Below are 15,413 nucleotides of genomic sequence, written 5' to 3'. Positions count from 1 at the left end.
TCCTTTTTCAGGAGTTCCAGTTTCAGGAATTCCAGTGATCAGGGAATCCAGATCGGGCCGCCCTTCAGAGGGCGGCCCGTATGGGGTCAGACATCGCGCGCCAGACGGATGCCGGAGAAGGCCCAGCGGGCCTGGGGCGGGAAGAAGTTGCGATAGCTGGCCCGGATATGGTCGCCGGGCGTGGCGCAACAGCCCCCGCGCAGCACCATCTGGCCGGACATGAACTTGCCGTTGTACTCGCCAAGACTGCCTTCCAGCGGCGTAAAGCCCGGATAGGGCAGAAAGGCGCTGCCGGTCCACTCCCAGACGTCACCGTAGAGCTGCTGCGGGCCAGCGTGGTCACTCTGATCCTGCGCTGCCGGTTGAAGCAGGTCGGCTTCCACGAAGTTGCCCCCGATGGGCTGATCCTCCGCGGCGGTCTCCCACTCGGCTTCCGTGGGCAGGCGCGCCCCGGCCCAGCGGGCGTAGGCATCGGCTTCATAGAAGCTGATGTGACACACCGGCGCATTCGGATCGACCGGGACCAGCCCACCCAGGCTCATGGTGTGCCAGCGGCCGTCGACCTTTTCCCAGTACTCGGGTGCCTGCCAGCCGGTCTTGTGGAGTAGATGCCAGCCGTCCGAGAGCCACAGCTCGGTGCGCGAGTAGCCGCCGTCCTCGATAAATCTGATGAACTCGGCGTTGGTCACTGGGCGGTCGGCCAGTTCGAACTCGGCCACATACTGGCGGTGGCGCGGCGTTTCGCTGTCAAACACAAAGCCGTCGCCGTCGTGTTCGCGTGCAGGCTGGGTGGGATAATCCACCCCGATCTGGCGCACGCCCGCGGCATAGCGGTGCCAGCGCGGTGCATTGTCGGTGAGAGTCCGGGCCGCCGGCGCCTGCTCGGCATGGTCCAGCAGCCGCTTTCGGATGTCGTCGCGATAGACCGGGTGCAGCGGGTTGCAGGAGAGGATGTGCTTGATGTCCATCACCAGCAGCTCCTGGTGCTGCTGCTCGTGATGCAGCCCGATTTCGAGGCGGTCGATGATCTCGTCGAGCTGCTCGGACGGCGGCGCGCTCAGAAGCCGTGCCATCTCGTGGTCGATGTGGGCGCGGAACTGATAGACCTGTGCCACCGTCGGCCGCGAGATCGTGCCGCGCAGATGGCGTGGGAACGGCTTGCCGTGGGTCTCGTAGTAGGAGTTGAAAAGGAAGTCATACGCCGGGTCGGGCGTCTGGTAATCCTTGAGATAGGGGCCAAGGATAAAGGCTTCGAAAAACCAGCTGACATGGGCCAGATGCCACTTGGGCGGGCTGACGTCCGCCATGCTCTGGACCATGTAGTCCTCGGTCTCGAGCGGCGCACACAGGGTCTCGCTGGCGCTTCGTACGCGCTGAAAGCGATGCAGCCATTCGCGCGCGTGGGCGCTTTCGGCGTTGTCGATCGGTGTTCGGGTCGTCTGGGTCATGATGGGGCCTCACAGAGATCGCATCAACGGTTGTCGAGGTGGTCACCCGGCGCTGATGCAGGCGCGGAGTGCATGCTTGTCTTCAGCGTAGCAAGGCCTTTCCGGCATGCCCGGTCCGGTGGCCGGAAATTTGTGACGGTGGGTAAGGGCCGGCGGCGCCGTAAGCGCGTCACACGGTGCTAGACTGCGCCTTTCGTGATTCTCTCTGCCGGTGTTCAAGCGCTCATGTTTCGCACGCCTCGTCCGTCCGTTTCCCTTTTGTGGCTGCTGGCCTTTGGCCTGGCCGCGATCAATCTGCGCGCGCCCATCGTGGTCATCGGCCCGGTGCTGGAGCCGATCATGGCGTCCGTGCACATCGGTGCCGGGTCAGCGAGTCTTTTGACCACCGGCATGATTCTCTGCTTCGGGCTGCTTTCGCCGTTTGCCCCCGCACTGGCCGGCCGGCTGGGGCTGGATCGGGCCATTGCGCTGGCGCTGGTCGCGGTGGCGCTGGGCAGCGTGCTGCGCGGGATCGAACACTTCCCCGTCATGCTCCTCGGTACGCTCTTTGCGGGCCTTGGCATCGCCTTTGGTAACGTCTTCATGCCGAGTCTGGTCAAGCGCGACCGCCCCGAACGGCTGGGCCAGACCATGGGGCTCTATACGGTGGTGATGGGTATCGGCGCGACGCTGGCGGCGGGCACGGCGGTGCCGCTGTTGCAGGCGACCGGGCACTGGTCGACGCCGGTGCGGCTGTGGGCGGGACTTGCCGTGATCGCGGCGCTGTATTGGCTGTGGCGAGCCTTTCGACGTGCTGCGCAGCCCCAGGCCGGTGGGCCGGTGCGCATGACGGCGCTGTTTAAAAGTCCGGTCGCCTGGGCGCTGACGATCTTCATGGGGATGCAGTCGCTGGGCTTTTACACCCTCCAGACCTGGATGCCGTCGGTGGCCATCAGTGCGGGCGTGTCGACCACCATGGCCGGCAACATGGTGTCGCTGCTCAACCTGGTGAGCATCCCGGCCAGCTACGTGATCGCCCGCATCGCGGCGCGCCTGCCCCATCACAGCCTGCTGGTGCTGGGACTGTGTCTGCTGATCGCCACCGGCCTTGCAGGCATCCTGCTGGCGCCGACGCTGTCTCCCGCGCTGTGGGCCATCCTGCTGGGCGCCGGGCAGGGCGGCTGTTTCAGCTTTGCGCTGACCATGATCGTTTTGCGCACGCGCCAGTCGCAGCACGCCGCGATGCTCTCGGGCATGTCACAGAGCGTGGGCTATCTGCTGGCCGCCAGCGGGCCGCTGCTGTTTGGCGCGCTCAAGGGGGTGACCGGCGGCTGGGGCGTGTCGCTGGGGCTTTTGCTGGTGCTGCTGGGCGTTCAGACCGTGACCGGCCTTCTGATTGGCCGGCCGCGGATGGTGACGCTGCGCGACCAGGGTCAGCCCGCCGGTTGAGCGCGGGTGCTCTCGGCGCACGCCTCGATGCTGGTGACGATGTGAGTAATGAGCTCGCCATACAGCTCGGGGCCGGGCTCGATGCCGGCACCCAGCGGGTCGAGCACGATCGAGGTGTTGATGGGCATGTCGCCGAAAATGCTGTCGATCATGCGCGGGTTGTACTGCGGTTCGGAGAAGACGCACTGAACGTTCAGCGACTCGACCCGATCCTGCAGCTCGCGGATTCGCTCCGGTCCCGGGCTTGAGGCGTCACCGATCGAGATGGCGCCGGCAGCGTGAACGTTAAAGCGTTCCTCGAAGTACTGATAGGCATCGTGGAAGACGATGAAGCGGGTGTCGTGGTCGTCTGCCAGGCGCTGCTCGGTGTCGGCGATCAGCCCGTCGAGGCGTTGCTGCGCGTCTCGAGCGTTGTGATGATAGGTCTCGGCGTGCGCCGGGTCGGCCCCGGCCAGCGTTTGTGCCATGACGGCCAGCCACGCCCGGGCGTTTTCAGGATCAAGCCAGGCGTGCGGATTCAGGCCGGTGTGGCCGTGGTCATCGTCGTGAGAATGGCCACCGCCGTGGTCATGGCCATCGTCATGGCCGTGGCCGCCATTGTTGGCATGATCGTGTCCGTCGTCATGGCCGTGACCGTGCGCCTCGAAGGTGGCGCCTTCGCGGTAATCCAGCTGGGTCGTGCCGGCGGCGTCGAGCAGCGCGACCGCGTCGGCACCACCGGCCAGCGTCTGGATCGAATCGGCCAGCCAGGGTGTGAGCGCCGGGCCGATCCAGAACACCACATCGGCGCTGTCCAGCGTCGAAGCCTCCGAAGGCCGCATCGAGTAGCCGTGGGGCGAGGCGCCGGGCGGCATGACCATATCAACCGTGCCCAGATCGCCCATGACCTGGGCGGCCAGCGAATGAACGGGGGCGATATCCACCGCCACGCGCGGCACATCGGCCAGCGCCAGCGAGGGGGCAAACAGCAGCGGCAGCAGCCAGCGACAAGGGTGTTTCATGAAGTGCCTCAACAGGGGGTGAGTCGGGGTTAAATGTTATGTTATAACGTTACACATTAACGGCCGGCGCATGGCCTGACAAGCGCCGCTCCTTCGTCACCGCCAGGAAGAAGCATGTCCCTGTTAACGCTTGAAGAGATCGGTGTGGTCCGAAACGGCAACGTCATCCTCGATGACGTGAGCCTTGTGCTCGCCAGGGGCGAGATCGTGACCATCGTGGGCCCCAACGGCTCGGGGAAATCCACCCTGCTGCGCATCATCATCGGCGCGCTCAACCCCTCCCGTGGGCGGGTCACGCGAGACGAGCCCCTGCGCATCGGCTACGTGCCGCAGCGCCTTCAGATCGATTCGACCCTGTCCATGACGGTGGCCCGGTTCATGGCACTGCCGCATCGAAGAGGCCGCGGCGAGATCGAAACGGCGCTGACCCATGCCGGCGCCGGTGAGCTGGCCGGGCGTCAGCTTTCGGCGCTGTCCGGCGGGCAGCTGCAGAAGGTGCTGCTGGCCCGGGCGCTGCTGGAACGCCCGGCGCTTTTGGTACTCGATGAGGCCAACCAGGGGCTGGATCACCGCGCCACGGCCGAGTTCTATCGCCACATCGACCGGGTGCGTACCGAACTGGGCTGCGCGGTGCTAATGGTCAGCCACGAGCTGCATGTCGTCATGAAGGCCTCGGACCGGGTGATCTGTCTCAACACCACCATCTGCTGTCAGGGGCGCCCGGAGAGCGTGGCGACCTCGCCGGCCTGGCAGTCGCTGTTTGGCATCGAGGAGCGTGATGCGGTGGCGTTTTATCGTCATAACGAGTCGGGTCACGCCGAGCCGGCGCGCGACGCCCCAACTACCCCGCGAGAGCAGAGGGTCTGTCGCCATGCTGGATGATTTCATGATGCGCGCGGCCCTTGCCGGCATCGGCGTGGCGCTGGCCTCGGCGCCGCTGGGCTGTTTCGTGGTGTGGCGGCGCATGGCCTATTTCGGTGACGCCACCGCCCACGCCGCCATGCTGGGCGTGGCGCTGTCGCTGGTGCTGTCGGTCTCGCTTCTGGCCTGCGTACTGGTGGTGGCGCTGTTCATGGCGCTTTGCGTATCGCTGCTCAGCGACCGGGGCTACACCATGGACACCCTGTTGGGGGTAATGGCGCACGCGGCACTGGCCTTCGGGCTGGTGGCGGTATCAATGGTGCAGGTGGCCCGGCTGGATCTGATGAGCTATCTGATCGGCGACATTCTCGCCGTCGGCCGGCGCGATCTGGCCCTGATCTGGGGCGGGGCGGCGCTGGTCATCGCGATCATCGCCCTGCGCTGGTCGGGTCTTCTGATCGCAACGCTCAACCCGGATCTGGCCCGGGCCAGCGGCGTTAATCCGCGTCGCGAGCAGCTGCTGTTGACCCTGTCGCTGGCCGTGGTGGTGGCCGTGGCGCTCAAGGTGGTCGGGGTGCTGCTGATCGCGGCGTTTTTGATCATCCCGGCGGCCGCCGCGCGGCCCTTTAGCCGCACGCCGGAGGGCATGGCGATACTGGCCGCGGTGATTGCCATCGTCGCCGCCAACGGCGGTCTCATGATCGCCTGGCGGCTGGATACGCCGGCCGGGCCGAGCATGGTCAGCCTGGCCGCCGTGTGTTTTGTCCTCATGACGCTGGCGGGGCTGATCCATCGCCGCCTGGGCCAGCGCCACGCTTGATCATCCTGACCGGAGAGACCGCCATGACCCTGTCCACCGCCCCTGAAACACACGCCGAGCTGTCGATGGCCCGCGCGCTGGACGCCGTTTTCGACCCGGCCCGCGATATCGCGATCGCCCCGCGCGTGCTGCCGGATGCGCTGGTGGCAAGCGTTCACGCGCAGTGTCAGACCGCGCGCGGCTGGAGCCTCGCGTTTGAGGGCGCCCCGGGCGCCGCGCTTGAAGCCGCGCTGCGGGGCCAGCTGCCGGCGCCCGACCACGCCGGGGCGCTGATCGATGACGTGATGATGCTGGCCCGGCTGATGGCCTTGCTGCTGGCGGCGGATAGCCTGCGCATCAAGCTGAGGCTTCTGGAAGAGACCATGTGCCCGCGCTTTCACTGCGACAACGTGACCGTACGGCTGGTGACCAGCTGGCAGGGCCCGGGCAGTGAATGGCTGCCCGAGCACGCGCTGGACCGGCGCGGACTGGGCGCGCCGTCACCGGACAAGCCCGAGACCGTGGTGGACGCAAGCGCCATCGAGCAGCTGGGCACCGGCGATGTGGCGCTGATCAAGGGCAGCGGCTGGCGCGGTGACGGCCGCGGCGGGCTGGTGCATCGAAGCCCGGCGCTGGCACCGGGGGCGCGACGGCTGATGATGAGCATCGACCCGCTCTGAGCGCCGATACCACACAGGCAGATCCAACACAGGACCAAAGACCAGGCGCCATCGGCGGCGGAATTGACCACGATCAAGCAGAGCCGGTCGGCGACGCGCGATGCTGGTCGGGTCCGATGGCGCATTTTGACGCCATCGCTGCCACTGGAGGATGCGCCATGTTCACTTCCCTGCTGGTCCCCGTGGATGGCTCGGTTCACGCCCTCAAGGCCATCAGCATTGCCGCGAAGCTGGCCGGCCCCAACGCCACCCTGCATCTTTTGCACGTGCGCGAGCTGGTGCCGCACATTCATCACGGCGGGTTGCTCAGTATGCAGGAGGCCATCCAGGCGTCCTCACCGGAGGCCGCCGAGAAGGAGATTCAGGACATCCTCGAGCAGTCGCAGGCCCATCTGAGGACCTGTTTTGACGGGCGAATCGAAACCCACGGCCGCCATGGCGACCCGGCGCGGGTCATCGCGCATCAGGCCGAGGCGCTGGATGTGCAGGTCATCGTGATCGGCAGCCGGGGGCTGGGCACCTGGAGCGGCATGCTCATGGGCAGCGTCTCCCACAAGGTCAGCCATATCGCCAGCTGCATGGTCATCAGCGTGCACGATGATGACTCGCCCGTGCCGACGGCCCAGGCCGCCGACAACCCCTACGCCGGACTATAGCCCGGGAACACAGCGCCCGGCGGGGGCGGCAGATCATTCGCGGTGCGGGCGCACCTCGCGCAGGATCATGCCGCTGTCGGGCAGGGCCGGGATCTCGCTTAAATCGATCTCGAGGTTCTGCTCGGGCACCGTCCAGTGCATGGCGTCCAGCTGCCGGATCGTCTCTTCCATCAGGCGCAGGGTGATCCACTCGCCGGGGCAGCGGTGATTGATGTGATGATCCCCGCCGCCCTGCGGGATCAGCTGCCAGGCATCCACCTCGCGCTGTTTAAAGCGCCCGGGATCAAAGGTCTCGGGCGCGGCCCAGATGGCCGGGTCATGATTGGTGCCGTACAGATCCAGCAGCAGCCGCGTGCCGCCGGACAGGGTGTGGCCCTGCCACTGCACGTCATGGCGAAGCCGGGCGGCGGCCACCGGGAAGAAGGGGTAATAGCGGCGCACTTCCTGCACGAAGCGGTGGAGGGCGTCCTTGTCGTTGACGTCCGGCCGGGTGGCCGGCCAGCGGTGCAGCGCGTGGGCGATAAAGACCATGTAGCGCGCCACGGCCAGCGTCGGGCGCAGCACGTTGATGATCTCTACGGCGACCGTGTGAATCGGCAGCAGCTCGCCGTGCTCGTCGCGGTGTAGCGCAAAGCGCACCAGCGCGCTCTGTTCCCGGCTGTCTTCGTGCGCTTCGGGGTCGCGGCGAATCTTTTCCACCAGCTTGCCGATCCAGTTCTCGGCATCGTCGCGACTGCGGCGCGCCTGCCAGTGGCGCGGCCCGACCGTACCGGCGCCGTCGATCATCGCGGCCAGCTGATGGGTGCGCCGCTCAAGATCGGCCTCCGGCAGCGCCACGCCGGCCCAGTCGCACACGGCGCGACAGAGAATGAACTGACACTCCTTGAACAGATGAATCTCCGCCATCGTCTCCCACCGGCCCAGCGCGCGCTGCCACTCGGCCGTAACCCGGTCTGCCAGCGCCTCGATGCCTGCTGGCGACATCAGATCCATGAACATCGCCTTGCGGTGGCGGTGCGCCGCGTCATCAAGGCCCTGTACGCCGCCAACACCGAAGAGCGTTTTCTGCAGCCGCACGGGGGCGGCGCCGGCGCGTCGGCAGGTGTCGGTGTTGTAGAAAAGCTTCGCAGCCTCTGCCCCGCGCAGGCACAGCGTGTTTTCAAACAGGATGCGGGCCCTGAAGATGGGGCTTTCGTGCGCCCGGCAGCGATTGCCGATATAGAGATAGCCCTCGCCCATCAGATCCAGCGTGCTGTCCAGGCGATGTTCAGCAGGAATGTCGGTCATGGCGTGTCCCCGTGGCAACAGATTGAGCGATCAGCAGGGCGGCAATCGACAAACGCCCCGGGCTGGCTTTCAGCATAGGAAAGCCAGCCTGGCAGGGCTTTAACAAAAGCCGATTTTTGCCCGGAGTGGAGCGTTACACGAGATGTGACAGCCCCAGCGCCTCGAGACAGGCGGTGAGCGAACGCTCGCTGCGTTGCTCGTAGAGCGCGAACTCATCCTGCATCGAGGCGCCAAGAGCGGCTTCAAATTCGCCGCGGCTGTCGGTGTCGGCATAGTGCTGCGCGTGGCTCTCGCCCAGGTTGGATTGAAAGATGCCCGCCGCGCTGACCGGCAGAAAATCCTCGTAGGTGATGGGGCGCGCCTGCATCAAGCCCTGTTCGATCAGCGCCTCGATCAGCGCGTCACGTTCACGGGGCAGGGCCTCGGGATCATCGATCCGTGCGCCCTCCACCGGCTGATAGTCAAACCAGGCCAGGCCCTCGCGGCGCAGGGTCGCCTCGTCATCGGGAAAATCCTGAAAAGCCTCCGCCAGCGCGCGCTGATGGGTGGCACCTTCCAGACCGTGAGTGGCCTCGCGGGCGGCGGCCAGCAGCTCGTCATAGCGCTTTCGCCCGCGCCGGGTGAGGGCGGCGCCGCGTTGCTCGATCTCGCCAAAGCGCGCCGTATGGGTGCCGGTCTCGCCGCCGCCGTCGGCGGGGAAGACGATCGGCTCTTCCAGCGCCTTGAAGCTGGTCTGGCGCAAAAGGATCGGGCAGTCACGCCGCGGCGGGCCCTCGATGGTCGCCTTCGGGCTGATGCCCCACTCGGGCATCGCCTGCTGGGTGGCGTCGATGTCCAGCGTGCGCGGGGTGAGGTGGTTGATGTGCGGGCCGTGAAAGCAGACCACATCGGCGATCAGCCGGTGGGCCTGATGAAAGGCGTGGTAGGTCTCGGCATCGACCGTGGCGTGGCGGTGCCAGCGAAAGGTCTCCAGCGCCTCGATCACAAAGGCGGTGGCGTCCTCATCGCTGAGCCCGCCGTCGGCATCGAATTGATCCAGCAGGCTCATCAGGCGGTCGGTGAAGATCTGCCGGCGCTCCAGAATGGCCGCGGCGCGCTCGCGCAGGTCGTCATCCTCGATCAGCTCCAGGCGCAGCAGCGAGGTGAAGACCCGAAACGGATTGAGGGCGAGCGCCTCGTCCTCCACCGGGCGAAAGGCGGTGGCGTGCACCGGCATGCCGGCCGAAGCCAGATCGTAATAGCCCACCGGGCACATGCCCATCACCGCGAACACCCGCCGTATGGTGTGAAGCTCGCCGGCCGTGCCCAGCCGGATTGCGCCGTGGCGCTCGATCTCGATGCGCGCCATCTCGCTGCCGCCGCCGGCCCGGGCGTTGTCACCGGGGGCGCGATAGAGCGTCTGCGCGTTGATGTCAGCGACCAGCTTCAACAATGTGCCGTACTGGGGCACCTCGGCGCGGTACATGTCGGACATGGCGCTGGAAAAGCGGGTGCGAATATCATCGGAACTGACGTGCCGGGCCATGAGGGTGCTCCGTGGCAACAATGAACGTGTCTTGATTTAACGCCCGAGGGCGGTCGGCGTTCAAGCGTCGTGAGGGCGGTCACGGCGATCGTTCAGGGCAAAAGCGCCCGGAGGTGGGCGAGCAGTTCGCCGTGATAGAGCACGCTGACCGTCAGGCTCAGCCCCACCAGCGCGACGGTCAGCGCCGTCACCCGCATGGCCCAGGTGGCCGATACGGTCACGGGAGCACTATTGATCGTGATCACGCGCAGGCGCACGCCCGCCCAGGCGTACGTCGCCCCGGTGGTCACCAGCAGGACCACGCCCGCCCAGGCAAGCCACGGCTCGTGATGGGCAACCCCGCCGCGCAGCAGCAGTATTGATAACAGCAGCATCACAAAGGCGGTGCGCGACCAGGCAAGGCCGGTGCGTTCGGGCTGCAGACCGGGGTCGCGATCGAGGGCCGGTTCAGGCTTGAGCATGGCGCTAGCCCCACACCAGCAGCAGGCCGAGCACCAGTGCCACGGCGGTGACAAACAGCGCCAGAATCAACAACAGCCGCGTGTAGGGCAGGGCAGCATCAGTGCGCATGGCGCGTTCGTTGCCGGCCCAGCGGCGATAGGCCGCCAGCGAGAGCAGGGCACCGGCCAGCGAGAGCAGCACGGCGACGGCCTCGCGCGCCCAGGGCGTGGCGATATCCGGTGCGAACTGATAGATGCCCACGGCGCCGGCCATAAACGCCAGCGCCGTGCGAATCCAGGCCAGGAAGGTGCGCTCGTTGGCCAGCGAAAATCGATAGTCCGGATGATGGCCCAGGCGCTGCCAGCGGGGTTTGAAGGCGCGGCGGCGGCCGGGAGAGGGTGTGGTCATGGTCGAGACTGCGTGATCGGTGGCGTAAAATAAGGGCATGACGCGCCCCTGACCCGATCAGGGCCGCGGGGCGCCTCACACGATAATGATTCATGGTAGCAGGAGACCGGCATGACCCTTCTTACAAGAAGCTGCGCCCTCGGCGCGCTGATGCTGCTGGCGGGCTATCTCTTTGGCGCTGTGCTGCAGCGCGACTGGGCGTTTGTGCACTGGCCGCTGCCGGTGCAGCTCACGGTCATCGTGTTTGCCCTTGCCGCGACCGGGGTATGGGCCGGCGTGCATCTGTTCGTGCGTGATCAGGACTGAGACTGATACCCCACCATGATGACCAGCGCGCCTGCCAGCGCCAAAGCACCGCCCAGATAGTCACTCACCTGCAGCGGCTGACCATCCACCAGGCGCAGCCAGGCCAGCGCGGTAATGAGATAGACCCCGGCGTAGGCGGCATAGATGCGCCCGCTGGCGGCCGGGTGCAGGGTCAAAAGCCAAGCAAACAGCGCCAGTGCCACCGCCGCCGGCACCAGCCACCAGGCGCTGTTGGAGAGCACCCACCAGCGATAGACCAGGTAGCAGCCGACGATCTCGGCCAGCGCCGTGACGATAAAGAGCAGGGTAGTGATAACCGGGGCCATGGGCGCTCCGAAGACGAACAAAGGGCGCCCTACTCTGACACAGGGGCTGGGCAAGGCAAAAAGGGATGGCTAGAATTGAGGCCGGGTTCGCCGGTATAGCTCAGCTGGCAGAGCAACGCATTCGTAATGCGTAGGTCGGTGGTTCGAGTCCACTTACCGGCACCCGCATTCCCTTCCTGATCAACAGGTTATGGCCTCTTCTAAAGGCCGTGATTCTCTTCTGGCACCTTTTGGTGCACTGCGTGTCAACCAAGTTTCAATGACCCCACCGGATTGAACCTTACCGCGTCTTCCAGATGATCAAGGGCAAAGTGTGCGTAACGCATTGTCATCACTGAGGGCCGAAAATGCGTTGCAGTACAAGGATGTTGCCGCCCTTAAATCACATCTGTATATTCGAAATATTAATTTTAACTTATTAAATGCTGTCTTATAGGAAGGGTTGATCAGGATGGGCCGTCTAAAAGTTAAAAATAATTAAAGTTAGTTTCTAATTGAAGCCGATACCAAGATAGAGATATCGACTTTTCATAAGGGATAGGGATGAAAATAAAAAATATAGAGATTAGCAATTGGCGCTCTATTAAAAACCTTAAGGCTTCTTTTGAAGATTTGGTTGTTTTGATAGGCCAAAATAATCATGGTAAATCTAACGTTCTGTCTTCTTTGCTGTTCTTTTTTGGAGAAATAAAGCATCAAGAGTTAGATTTTAATTGCGAGTCTGAAATTCTTTATGTTGAAATACTTTTTTCAGAGCTTGATGTTAAAGATCAGGTGACTTTTAAAAAGTACCTAGACGTTAACAACAATATAAGGGTTAGGAAAACTGCTTATAAAGAAGGAAGCTTCGAGTATCGAGGTTATGTCTCAAGCCCTGTAGAAGAATGCCTAAGAGAGGAGAATGCCGGTAGGTATAAAAAAAGGAGTGATGCTGAAGGTCTACCCTTCTATGACTTCCTGCCATTAGAAGGTCGAATAACTAAGGATATAGTCGCTAAAGCCCAAAATGAATATTGTCTGAACAATGAAGTGGAGTTTTCTTATGAGCTGCAGGATTCTGATTTTTTAGGTCAAAAATCTGTCGCTAAAGGAATTTTTGGAGAAGTTTATTTTATTCCTGCTATAAGAGAGGCATCTGCTGATTTCTCTACTAAAGATACGAGTACATTCGGTAAGCTGTATTCGCTTCTAATAGAGTCGATTTCAGACGAAAATGATGAATGGAAAAAAGCAAAAGATAATATTGGTGATTTGTTCAGCGCATTAAATAAAACGAATAAAGAGGGCGGGCTGAATCAGAATCGACCTAAAGAACTGGCAGATTTTGAGTCCCAGATAGGCCGAGAACTTCAAGGTTGGGGGGCAGAGCTAAACTTAGAAGTTTCTCCTCCAAGTATAGAAGACGTTTTTAAAGCTAATACGCAAGTTTGGGTGGATGATGGTGTTAGAACAGATATTCGCCGCAAGGGGCATGGTTTACAAAGGGCTTTAACTTTTGCCTTGATCAAAGTTATTGCTGCTAGGCATCATGCGTCGAAGATAAGCTCAGATCGTGCAAGAAGTACCTCTAATTCTAATTTCTTTATATTGGAAGAGCCAGAGCTTTATCTGCACCCACAAGCGCAAAGAGCGCTTTTAGAAACTTTAAGGAAACTGTCTGAAACTGACTTTCAAGTTTTTGTCTGTACTCATTCAAGCTCTTTGGTTGATATAGAAAGATACTCCTCGATCGGTATTGTTAGGAAGAGTAATAGCGATGAAGGTACGTCGATTTGCCAATGTTCGAGTGAACTTTTCCCTGGCGATGAGAAAAAGCTTTTCAATTTGGCCTATTGGATAAATCCTGATCGTGGGGAGCTATTTTTTTCATCCAAAGTGATATTGTTGGAAGGGCAAACTGAGAAAATGATTCTTCCTTTAGTAGCAAGGCAGCTTGATGTGTTTGATCATGGTGTAACGCTTATTGATTGTGCTGCTAAAACTTCAATGCATCTATATATGAAGCTTTTGAACCATTTTTCCATAAATTATGTGGTTGTGTATGATAAAGATCATCATGCACAAAAAAATCAACAGCAAAAAGATGCAGCAGATAGAGTGACGAACAATATATTGCGTGAACTTGATGGCGATTTGGGTAAATCGGTTGAGCTGGTTAATGATTTCGAAGAAGAGCTTGGTTTTCAGGCTGGAGCCTCTAGTAAACCTTACGAAGCTCTTTTAAGAGTAAGTGAAGCAGTATATGTGATACCTGATAATTTTAAATATAAAGTTAGATCTATTTATGAGGTGTAGAATTAATCTTTGCATAAATATGTTGGTAATGTGATAGATATATAAAGCAGTCGTACTGACTGTTGTAAAATACGTGTGATTGATTTAAGTAAAAAAGGTCATCGTGAGGTCTTTTCTGATAGTTTTCGTAATGCTTAAGTTGGTGGTTTTAGCCTATTCAAAGGCATCCGTACAATTTAGAAAGGCCCGGTGCATATGCGTCGGGCTTTTTAGTATAAGCAATTAGCCAGATTTTAAGTCGTTAAATTTGATCACCTGGTTTCGGTTTTCAAGCCCCTGCATCACCAGCTTAACCGACGGAATGTGATCGATATCGTTCTGAGTTGACTGAAAAACCAGAGTGACCTGTGTAGGAAGTCCTTTGGCAAGTTCTATGCCGTAAGTTCTGCGGCTTTCCTTGTTCCCAATAAATATTTTTTCGAGGTTGAGAGACCCGCCGTTGGGCTCAAAGAAGGTGGTGTCCGAATTAAAGCCTACTTTCCTATCGCCGTTGGTACTGGTGAGTTCAAGCGTGCAGGATGGAGTCTGAGCGATAATATTGCAGTTTACCAGGCGAACACGTAGTGCATCGATCATTTCTACGCGGGCGCCGGTAAACATTGGCGTGTTGTTTTCAATAATGTCCTGTTTGGCAAAGCCCATGGAAGGTTTTGCGTATTCCTTGCCAAGAACAAAGAAGGAAAGCGCTAATGCCAAAGCAAGGATGATATTGATGGCGCTTTTTATATAACGGTGCAGCTTTCGAGTTGTAAAGGCTATGAAAAAAGCGCTCATAAGGAAAAAAGCGGCGCAAAAATAGATAAACCCTTCCCAGCTGATAAATCCCCAGTTAAGGGTGGAAGGGTCTGGGAACATATAAGTGATGATGGCCCAGCAGGCACTGAGCAAAGCGCCCATCGCAGTTATAAGCTTGGATGGAAATCTTGATGTTTTTTGTTGAGAACTGCTCTCTGTGCTCATGTGTGGCGGGTCACTTTGGTTTGCTTTAAGGTTGAAGCAACCATACCCCATTAGTGTTTTTGAATGAACTGATAGGAACAAATTTCGTTATCGATGCTACTTTCGTCCAGCTCGCACTAGGCTCTCTTTGAAGCCGCCCCATACACCTCCGTACTCCTCGTCTCACCACCCTTACACGACGTCATCAGCTCCCTCACCACGCGGCTCTGACGGGTCCTGAGGCTGGTTTCCCTGTCCCGGTAGTGCGCGTTGGCCAGCCAGTTAAAACTGCCGACGATGGCGTAGCGCTTATCCACAATCAGACACTTCTCGTGCGTGGCGCGCTGCACAATGGTCAGCCGGCCCTTGCGACTCTGCTTGCCTGTTTCTTTCAAACTGCCCAATGCTCTGAGCGCCGTATCCGACAGTTTGTGCTGTCCGTCCCGGTCACTCGCGCCATAGGCAATATGGACGTTGACGCCGCGCTTGAGCGCACTCGCCAGCAGCTCACAAAACCGATCGTTCACGACCCGGTCGGACAGCCAGCCGGAGACGATCATCAGTTCCTTTCTGGCAACCTGGAGCGCGTGGGTCAGTTCATTGTGATGATCACGCCCGTGTACCAGATGCTTTTTATTCGCGGTTTTTTTGGTACTGGGCGCCGCCTTGTTGTCGGCGGTTCGAGTCCCATTGCCGGCTCGCGCTTTCTGCTTGAGGAAAAACCGGGTGCCGTACCAGCTGATCCAGGCGGTGAAGGTCTGGACGGCCAGAACGGGCAGCCATCCAAGCGTCAACACCGACCACAGCGTCCAGCCGATGGCGGCGACAATGCCCAGCCGGCGATGAAGCCGTGTCAGGCACAGCACCGAGACAAAAATAGCCAGCTGGTAATGCAAAAACGTCATCAGGAAATGCTCAAAAAATCAGCATGTTACCTGTGATCGTCGGGATGGGCCATGTTTGAGGGAGGCTGGCGGCCAATCAGTGCCCGGCCTGCTCTTTTGCAACGTCAA

The 15,413-nt window shown here is 60.4% G+C and carries 16 protein-coding genes and 1 tRNA gene; 8 read left to right on the top strand and 9 right to left on the bottom strand.

Annotated features, from left to right (window positions below; genetic code table 11):
- Positions 1-86 precede the first annotated feature (86 nt).
- Positions 87-1,448: an ergothioneine biosynthesis protein EgtB gene (egtB, locus tag ACS92L_RS11190; RefSeq protein WP_438764950.1), complete on the bottom strand. Its 1,362-nt coding sequence runs from the start codon at positions 1,446-1,448 to the stop codon at positions 87-89.
- Between the two features lie 225 nt (positions 1,449-1,673).
- Here egtB and ACS92L_RS11185 point away from each other — a divergent pair, with 225 nt between their 5' ends.
- Entirely contained in the window at positions 1,674-2,876 is a 1,203-nt protein-coding gene (locus ACS92L_RS11185) for a CynX/NimT family MFS transporter (RefSeq protein WP_438764949.1), read from the top strand.
- On the opposite strand, the gene ACS92L_RS11180 is transcribed toward ACS92L_RS11185, so the two are convergent.
- A complete protein-coding gene (locus tag ACS92L_RS11180) occupies positions 2,861-3,877 on the bottom strand; it encodes a zinc ABC transporter substrate-binding protein (RefSeq protein ID WP_438764948.1) in 1,017 nt (338 codons plus the stop codon). The two genes, ACS92L_RS11185 and ACS92L_RS11180, sit on opposite strands and share 16 nt — an antisense overlap.
- A gap of 114 nt (positions 3,878-3,991) precedes the next feature.
- Here ACS92L_RS11180 and ACS92L_RS11175 point away from each other — a divergent pair, with 114 nt between their 5' ends.
- From ACS92L_RS11175 to ACS92L_RS11160, 4 genes are all read left to right on the top strand, one after another.
- Positions 3,992-4,759, top strand: a complete 768-nt coding sequence (locus ACS92L_RS11175; RefSeq protein ID WP_438764946.1) for an ATP-binding cassette domain-containing protein — start codon at positions 3,992-3,994, stop codon at positions 4,757-4,759.
- Positions 4,749-5,558, top strand: coding sequence for a metal ABC transporter permease (locus tag ACS92L_RS11170; RefSeq protein WP_438764944.1), 810 nt, complete (start codon positions 4,749-4,751; stop codon positions 5,556-5,558). The genes ACS92L_RS11175 and ACS92L_RS11170 overlap by 11 nt, the downstream gene beginning before the upstream one ends.
- Before the next feature lie 23 nt (positions 5,559-5,581).
- Complete coding sequence (locus ACS92L_RS11165) at positions 5,582-6,217, top strand: DUF1826 domain-containing protein (protein WP_438764943.1); 636 nt, start codon at positions 5,582-5,584, stop codon at positions 6,215-6,217.
- Between the two features lie 158 nt (positions 6,218-6,375).
- On the top strand, positions 6,376-6,873 hold the full coding sequence (locus ACS92L_RS11160) for a universal stress protein (RefSeq protein ID WP_438764941.1): 498 nt from the start codon (positions 6,376-6,378) through the stop codon (positions 6,871-6,873).
- A 33-nt stretch (positions 6,874-6,906) separates the two neighbouring features.
- On the opposite strand, the gene ACS92L_RS11155 is transcribed toward ACS92L_RS11160, so the two are convergent.
- The 4 genes from ACS92L_RS11155 to ACS92L_RS11140 all read right to left on the bottom strand — a co-directional run bounded on the left by ACS92L_RS11155 (position 6,907) and on the right by ACS92L_RS11140 (position 10,573).
- Positions 6,907-8,160, bottom strand: coding sequence for a cytochrome P450 (locus ACS92L_RS11155; RefSeq protein ID WP_438764940.1), 1,254 nt, complete (start codon positions 8,158-8,160; stop codon positions 6,907-6,909).
- A gap of 133 nt (positions 8,161-8,293) precedes the next feature.
- Positions 8,294-9,685, bottom strand: coding sequence for a 2-oxoadipate dioxygenase/decarboxylase HglS (hglS, locus tag ACS92L_RS11150; RefSeq protein WP_438764938.1), 1,392 nt, complete (start codon positions 9,683-9,685; stop codon positions 8,294-8,296).
- A 92-nt stretch (positions 9,686-9,777) separates the two neighbouring features.
- Positions 9,778-10,146: a DUF202 domain-containing protein gene (locus ACS92L_RS11145; RefSeq protein ID WP_438764936.1), complete on the bottom strand. Its 369-nt coding sequence runs from the start codon at positions 10,144-10,146 to the stop codon at positions 9,778-9,780.
- A gap of 4 nt (positions 10,147-10,150) precedes the next feature.
- Positions 10,151-10,573: a YidH family protein gene (locus ACS92L_RS11140; protein WP_438764934.1), complete on the bottom strand. Its 423-nt coding sequence runs from the start codon at positions 10,571-10,573 to the stop codon at positions 10,151-10,153.
- 72 nt (positions 10,574-10,645) lie between these two features.
- On the opposite strand from ACS92L_RS11140, the gene ACS92L_RS11135 reads away from it, so the two are divergent.
- Positions 10,646-10,840 (top strand): hypothetical protein, encoded by a 195-nt coding sequence (locus ACS92L_RS11135; RefSeq protein ID WP_438764931.1) that lies wholly within the window; start codon positions 10,646-10,648, stop codon positions 10,838-10,840.
- Here ACS92L_RS11135 and ACS92L_RS11130 read toward each other — a convergent pair.
- Positions 10,831-11,166 carry a YnfA family protein gene (locus ACS92L_RS11130; RefSeq protein ID WP_438764930.1) on the bottom strand — a complete coding sequence of 112 codons (336 nt, stop codon included), beginning with the start codon at positions 11,164-11,166 and terminating at the stop codon, positions 10,831-10,833. The genes ACS92L_RS11135 and ACS92L_RS11130 overlap by 10 nt on opposite strands.
- An 89-nt stretch (positions 11,167-11,255) precedes the next feature.
- On the opposite strand from ACS92L_RS11130, the gene ACS92L_RS11125 reads away from it, so the two are divergent.
- Positions 11,256-11,328: transfer RNA gene (locus ACS92L_RS11125), tRNA-Thr, on the top strand.
- Between the two features lie 381 nt (positions 11,329-11,709).
- Positions 11,710-13,461: an ATP-dependent nuclease gene (locus tag ACS92L_RS11120; RefSeq protein WP_438764929.1), complete on the top strand. Its 1,752-nt coding sequence runs from the start codon at positions 11,710-11,712 to the stop codon at positions 13,459-13,461.
- Between the two features lie 222 nt (positions 13,462-13,683).
- Here the strand turns inward: ACS92L_RS11120 and ACS92L_RS11115 are convergent, their stop codons facing one another.
- Both ACS92L_RS11115 and ACS92L_RS11110 read right to left on the bottom strand, forming a co-directional pair.
- Positions 13,684-14,421, bottom strand: coding sequence for a hypothetical protein (locus tag ACS92L_RS11115; RefSeq protein ID WP_438764927.1), 738 nt, complete (start codon positions 14,419-14,421; stop codon positions 13,684-13,686).
- Between the two features lie 116 nt (positions 14,422-14,537).
- On the bottom strand, positions 14,538-15,305 hold the full coding sequence (locus ACS92L_RS11110) for a phospholipase D-like domain-containing protein (protein ID WP_438764925.1): 768 nt from the start codon (positions 15,303-15,305) through the stop codon (positions 14,538-14,540).
- Between the last annotated feature and the right edge of the window lie 108 nt (positions 15,306-15,413).

It is taken from the genome of Kushneria halocnemicola (assembly GCF_965650455.1).
Classification (GTDB): domain Bacteria; phylum Pseudomonadota; class Gammaproteobacteria; order Pseudomonadales; family Halomonadaceae; genus Kushneria.
The sequence above is the reverse complement of the archived record's forward strand: the minus strand, read 5'-3'. Positions and strand labels throughout refer to the sequence as shown.

What these genes read in the sequence shown, in the direction of transcription:
- ACS92L_RS11165 (WP_438764943.1), top strand. Translation starts at nt 5,582, where the DNA reads ATGACCCTGTCCACCGCCCCTGAAACACACGCCGAGCTGTCGATGGCC.
- ACS92L_RS11175 (WP_438764946.1), top strand. Translation starts at nt 3,992, where the DNA reads ATGTCCCTGTTAACGCTTGAAGAGATCGGTGTGGTCCGAAACGGCAAC.
- ACS92L_RS11180 (WP_438764948.1), bottom strand. Translation starts at nt 3,877, where the DNA reads ATGAAACACCCTTGTCGCTGGCTGCTGCCGCTGCTGTTTGCCCCCTCG.
- egtB (WP_438764950.1), bottom strand. Translation starts at nt 1,448, where the DNA reads ATGACCCAGACGACCCGAACACCGATCGACAACGCCGAAAGCGCCCAC.
- hglS (WP_438764938.1), bottom strand. Translation starts at nt 9,685, where the DNA reads ATGGCCCGGCACGTCAGTTCCGATGATATTCGCACCCGCTTTTCCAGC.
- ACS92L_RS11155 (WP_438764940.1), bottom strand. Translation starts at nt 8,160, where the DNA reads ATGACCGACATTCCTGCTGAACATCGCCTGGACAGCACGCTGGATCTG.
- ACS92L_RS11170 (WP_438764944.1), top strand. Translation starts at nt 4,749, where the DNA reads ATGCTGGATGATTTCATGATGCGCGCGGCCCTTGCCGGCATCGGCGTG.
- ACS92L_RS11160 (WP_438764941.1), top strand. Translation starts at nt 6,376, where the DNA reads ATGTTCACTTCCCTGCTGGTCCCCGTGGATGGCTCGGTTCACGCCCTC.
- ACS92L_RS11110 (WP_438764925.1), bottom strand. Translation starts at nt 15,305, where the DNA reads ATGACGTTTTTGCATTACCAGCTGGCTATTTTTGTCTCGGTGCTGTGC.
- ACS92L_RS11185 (WP_438764949.1), top strand. Translation starts at nt 1,674, where the DNA reads ATGTTTCGCACGCCTCGTCCGTCCGTTTCCCTTTTGTGGCTGCTGGCC.
- ACS92L_RS11130 (WP_438764930.1), bottom strand. Translation starts at nt 11,166, where the DNA reads ATGGCCCCGGTTATCACTACCCTGCTCTTTATCGTCACGGCGCTGGCC.
- ACS92L_RS11140 (WP_438764934.1), bottom strand. Translation starts at nt 10,573, where the DNA reads ATGCCCTTATTTTACGCCACCGATCACGCAGTCTCGACCATGACCACA.
- ACS92L_RS11115 (WP_438764927.1), bottom strand. Translation starts at nt 14,421, where the DNA reads ATGAGCACAGAGAGCAGTTCTCAACAAAAAACATCAAGATTTCCATCC.
- ACS92L_RS11120 (WP_438764929.1), top strand. Translation starts at nt 11,710, where the DNA reads ATGAAAATAAAAAATATAGAGATTAGCAATTGGCGCTCTATTAAAAAC.
- ACS92L_RS11145 (WP_438764936.1), bottom strand. Translation starts at nt 10,146, where the DNA reads ATGCTCAAGCCTGAACCGGCCCTCGATCGCGACCCCGGTCTGCAGCCC.
- ACS92L_RS11135 (WP_438764931.1), top strand. Translation starts at nt 10,646, where the DNA reads ATGACCCTTCTTACAAGAAGCTGCGCCCTCGGCGCGCTGATGCTGCTG.